At 69.0% G+C, this 1,092-nt stretch carries 1 protein-coding gene; it reads right to left on the bottom strand.

All coding sequences use genetic code 11. The annotated features are described in order from the left end of the window. Positions 1-174: 174 nt before the first annotated feature. A complete protein-coding gene (locus ACFW1I_RS38395; protein WP_384678827.1) occupies positions 175-915 on the bottom strand; it encodes a MerR family transcriptional regulator in 741 nt (246 codons plus the stop codon). Positions 916-1,092 lie beyond the last annotated feature (177 nt).

Below are 1,092 nucleotides of genomic sequence, written 5' to 3'. Positions count from 1 at the left end.
GGCAGGAGGACGGGCGCCCGTCCTCCTGCTGCTCCTCGCCCGGTCGTCGTCACCCTCGTCTCACGCATGGCGTTCACGACGTTACGTTCCGCGTTCGGTCCCGGGCAAAGGGACAGGCGCGGGGCCGAACGGATTCGGCCGACGTTTACTTCGGACGCGGGGGCGCGGCGCGGGTCACAGGTTCCGCTCGGCCCACACCTTCAGGGCGTCGCGCACCAGGATCGCCGTGCCCTCGCCGTGCCGGTCGTAGTTCTTGGTGAACCTGGGGTCGTCCACGTACATCTGGCCGAGCCCGATCAGGTACTCCTTCGACGGGCTGGTGGTGACGGAGAGCCAGTCGTACTGCCTCCGGGCCAGGGCCTGCACCTCGTCGCTGTCCGGCGCGAGCCCGGCCGCGGCCGCCGCGCCGAAGTCGCGGGCGATGCCGGCCTGCGTCTCCATGAACTCCTTCTTCTCGGCCTCGCTGAGCGAACGCCACCAGCGGTCGCCCTTCTCGTACGCGTCGCGGCCCCACCGTTCGGTGACCTCGGCCTCGTACTGGGTGTGGTCGAAGCCGTCGAAGACTTCCTCGGCCATGAGCTGTTCTCCTCTCTCGGTCTTGTGGAGAGTGGTCCGTACGGCCTCGATCTGCCGCCCGATGCGCTCGCGCTCCTGCTGGAGGAGGGCCAGATGCGTGCGCAGGGCGGCCGAGGTGTCCCGCTGGCCTTCGAGGACCTCGGCGATCGCGGGCAGCGACAGCCCGAGCTCGCGCAGCAGCAGGATCCGCTGCAGCCGCACGAGCGCCGCCTGGTCGTAGTACCGGTAACCGTTCGCGCCGATCCGGCTCGGTTCCAGCAGCCCCAGCTCGCCGTAGTGGCGGAGCGTGCGGCTGGTGGTGCCGGCCTTCCTGGCGATCTCCTGGATCGACCACTCCATGACCGGAACGGTAGAACTTGACGTTACGTAAAGGTCAACCGGAGATCCGGGGCGCTCGGGCCCACCCGCCCGGGCCCGGCCCGGGAACGCCGAAGGCCCGGATCGTATGTACGATCCGGGCCTTCGGGCTACTGAGTAGCGGGGACAGGATTTGAACCTGCGACCTCTGGGTTATGA

The sequence above is a fragment of the Streptomyces sp. NPDC058955 genome (genome assembly GCF_042741435.1).
Lineage (GTDB): Bacteria > Actinomycetota > Actinomycetes > Streptomycetales > Streptomycetaceae > Streptomyces.
This window is presented reverse-complemented; position numbering and strand designations above follow the sequence as displayed.

Excerpts from the sequence above, each read along its gene's own strand:
- ACFW1I_RS38395 (WP_384678827.1), bottom strand. The coding sequence starts at position 915 with ATGGAGTGGTCGATCCAGGAGATCGCCAGGAAGGCCGGCACCACCAGC.